This window comes from Vibrio sp. 10N.261.52.A1, assembly GCF_002876325.1.
Classification (GTDB): Bacteria; Pseudomonadota; Gammaproteobacteria; order Enterobacterales; family Vibrionaceae; genus Vibrio; species Vibrio chagasii.
Genome location: NZ_MCYD01000538.1, coordinates 1 through 3,405 on the forward strand (window position 1 = coordinate 1; position 3,405 = coordinate 3,405).

The 3,405-nt window shown below is 46.9% G+C and carries 2 protein-coding genes; both read left to right on the forward strand.

Annotated features, from left to right (window positions below; genetic code table 11):
* Positions 1 to 127 precede the first annotated feature (127 nt).
* The gene (locus BCT81_RS07715; protein ID WP_102423742.1) at positions 128 to 1,327 is read left to right on the forward strand and encodes a NupC/NupG family nucleoside CNT transporter; all 1,200 of its coding nucleotides are present in this window, start codon (positions 128 to 130) and stop codon (positions 1,325 to 1,327) included.
* Positions 1,328 to 1,512: 185 nt separating this feature from the next.
* Complete coding sequence (locus tag BCT81_RS07720) at positions 1,513 to 3,327, forward strand: sodium:proton antiporter (RefSeq protein ID WP_102423743.1); 1,815 nt, start codon at positions 1,513 to 1,515, stop codon at positions 3,325 to 3,327.
* Positions 3,328 to 3,405 lie beyond the last annotated feature (78 nt).

Here is a 3,405-nt window from a genome sequence, read left to right on the forward strand (position 1 = left end):
GACTTAATTAAAACCATTGCTCAAAGGTGATTACCCCAACATCACATTAACAACCGCCGCTTGCCGCAAACGATTTCCTCTATAGAATGCGTCGCCTTTCCTAACTACAACTTTTAGGTTGACGCACATGGCTTCGCTACTTGGAATTATTACTATTTTAGTTGCCGCTTGGTTACTATCTACGGACAGAAAAAATATTCCACTAAGAACAGTCTCTTTGGCTTTCTTATTACAAATCTCATTCGCGCTATTGGTTCTGTATGTACCAATGGGTAAAGAAGCGTTGAATGCAGCCACAGGTGCGGTATCTAGCTTGATCAACTACGGTCAAGAAGGGATTAACTTCCTATTTGGTGGCCTTACGAACAACGGTTTCGTTTTCGCGATTAATGTTCTGGGCATCATTATCTTTTTCTCTGCGCTTATCTCTGGTTTGTACCACATCGGCTTTATGCCAAAAGTGATCAACCTTATCGGTGGTGCGCTGCAGAAGTTCTTGGGCACAGGCCGTGCTGAATCACTGTCTGCAACTGCAAATATCTTCGTTGGCATGATTGAAGCACCATTGGTGGTTAAGCCTTACCTGAAACACATGACAGACTCGCAACTATTTGCAGTGATGGTGTGTGGTTTGGCGTCTGTAGCGGGTGGCACGCTAGTGGGTTATGCGTCACTAGGCGTAGACCTAAACTACCTGATTGCAGCGGCATTCATGTCTGCACCGGCAGGTTTGTTAATGGCTAAAATTCTAGTGCCTGGCAGTGCTGACGATGTTCAAGAAAACATTGAGTCTGATGTTGAAATTCCACGAGCAACAAACGTAGTTGAGGCAATGGCAGATGGGGCTATGTCTGGACTTCGTATTGCCGTTGCGGTGGGTGCGACACTTCTTGCCTTTATTAGTGTGATTGCAATGCTGAATGGCTTGCTAGGTATTGTTGGTGGTTGGTTTGGCGTAAACCTAAGCTTCGAACTGCTCCTAGGTTATGTGTTCGCACCCGTTGCATGGCTGATCGGTGTGCCGTGGTCTGAAGCTGTTGTGGCAGGTTCACTGATCGGTAACAAGATTGTTGTGAACGAATTTGTCGCTTTCATTCAGTTAATGGACGCGAAAGAGGTACTAAGCGAGCACTCACAAGCGATCGTTACCTTCGCACTGTGTGGCTTCGCTAACATTTCAACAATGGCGATTTTGATTGGTGGTCTAGGTAGCTTGGTACCAGAGCGTCGCTCTTTCATCTCACAATACGGCTTTAAAGCAATTTGTGCAGGTGTGTTTGCTAACCTAATGAGTGCTGCGATTGCTGGCGTGGTACTTTCACTCTAGCTAGATGATAAGTACCGAGTGAACGGGTTAGTCACTTTATTTCCCCTATAGTAAAGTGACTGATTAATCACAATAATATTCGGTTAGCATGAAAAAGAGAGCCTATAGTTTAATGACGTAGGCTTTCTTGTTTCAGTAAACAGATTTGGACCACAGGGTGTGGCACCAATTATTTAGGGGCATAAATGGATTTGTCGATTACTTCTTCTTTGGCGCTAATTGGGCTCTTGTCTTTAGCTTGTCAGCTACTCGGCTGGCGATTGCGTCTTCCCGCGATTCTCCCTCTTCTTATTGTCGGCCTGCTATTGGGCCCCGGCTTAAATGTCCTCAATCCAGATGCCATTTTTGGGGAGGTACTATTCCCAATGATTTCACTGGGGGTTGCCATCATTCTGTTTGAAGGCGCATTGACGCTTAATTTCAAGGAGATCAGGGGCCATGGTCGCATGGTGACTCATCTAGTGAGTGTAGGCATGTTGATTACATGGGCGTGCATTGTGGTCGGTGCTTACTACTTTGTTAACTTTAGTTGGCCATTAGCGGCGCTATTCGGTGCTTTGGTGGTGGTGACGGGGCCGACAGTAATTGTGCCCATGCTGCGTAGTATTCAGCCCAAAGCTTCTCTTGGCAGCATTTTACGATGGGAAGGGATTGTGATTGACCCCATTGGCGCTCTGTTTGCCGTTCTGGTTTATGAATACATTGTCTCTTCAGCCGACCCTACCGGTCATGTGTTGTCAGCACTCGGGCTGACTCTGGCTATTGGTTTAGGCTTAGGGATCGTCGGTGGCCATTTGATTGCCAAGATGCTGCAAGGGCATTGGGTGCCACACTATTTGCGTAATGTGGCAGTGCTGACGTTAATGTTGGCGGCGTTCTCGTTTTCTAATGACTTGAGTGAAGAGTCGGGCTTGTTAACCGTGACCATCATGGGGATCTGGCTTGCCAATGTGAAAGGCTTGGATATCGAAGACATCATCGAATTCAAGGAAACTCTGACTGTGCTGCTCATTTCTGCGCTGTTTATTTTGTTAGCCAGTCGGCTCGATTCGGGCGCGTTCCTGTCGATAGGTTGGGGCGGTATAGGGTTGTTAGCGGTGGTTATGCTGGTGGCTCGCCCGTTAAGTGTGTGGATCAGCGGGATCGGCACGGATCTTAGTTCTGCAGATAAATGGTTTTTGAGCTGGATGGCGCCGCGCGGGATCGTGGCTGCAGCGGTTTCTTCTCTGTTTGCGATCAAACTTCAAGAGAAGCAATTGATTGATGGGGCAGATCTGCTGGTGCCCATGGTGTTCTTGGTCATTATCGGCACGGTTGTTATTCAGAGTTTAACCGCAAGTTGGTGGGCGAGAAGGCTAGGTGTCACTCAAGAGAAAGCGCAAGGGGTTATCTTCTTTGGTGCCACCCACTTCGCAAGACAGTTTGCCAAGGTGCTCGCGACTCATAACATCAATAGTGTGCTTGCGGATACCAACTGGGAGAGTATTCGCTTGGCGCGTATGGATAGCTTGAATGTCTACTTTGGTAACCCAGCTTCCAGTCACGCGGAAAACAATTTGGAACTGGATGGGATAGGGCGAGCGATGATTGTCTCACCTTATCGCCAAACTAACCCGTTAGTCAGCATGCATTATCAAGACGAGTTTGGTGCCAATAAGGTTTTTGAGCTTGAGTCACCAGAAAGCAAGCACGAGAGACACCAAGTGAGTCGAGATGGCAACCGAAGTCTATTTGAGGAAGGCGTGACCTACTCCAAGCTTAATTCGTTAATGGCTCAAGGCAGTCAAATTAAGAGTACAGGGCTGACAGAGGCATTTGATCTGAATGAGTTTAATGCTTTGTATCCTAAAGCGATTTTACTTGGAGTTATCAATGGCGGTGATTTCCGTTTAATTACTCAAGGGGCTGACTTAGAAAAATTCATATCAACGGAGTGTGAGATCATCAGTTTGTTGCCGCCGTCAGATCTGGCAGAAAAAGGCGAGGCTCCGGATAAGTAGCAAATGCTCTTTATCAAAAGCGATTAGCTTTGTATCCGAAGTGTATCGCTTAATATTAAAAAAGCCGCAGCGTATATC

Coding starts and splice junctions, on each gene's coding strand:
- BCT81_RS07715 (WP_102423742.1), top strand. CDS start 128: ATGGCTTCGCTACTTGGAATTATTACTATTTTAGTTGCCGCTTGGTTA.
- BCT81_RS07720 (WP_102423743.1), top strand. CDS start 1,513: ATGGATTTGTCGATTACTTCTTCTTTGGCGCTAATTGGGCTCTTGTCT.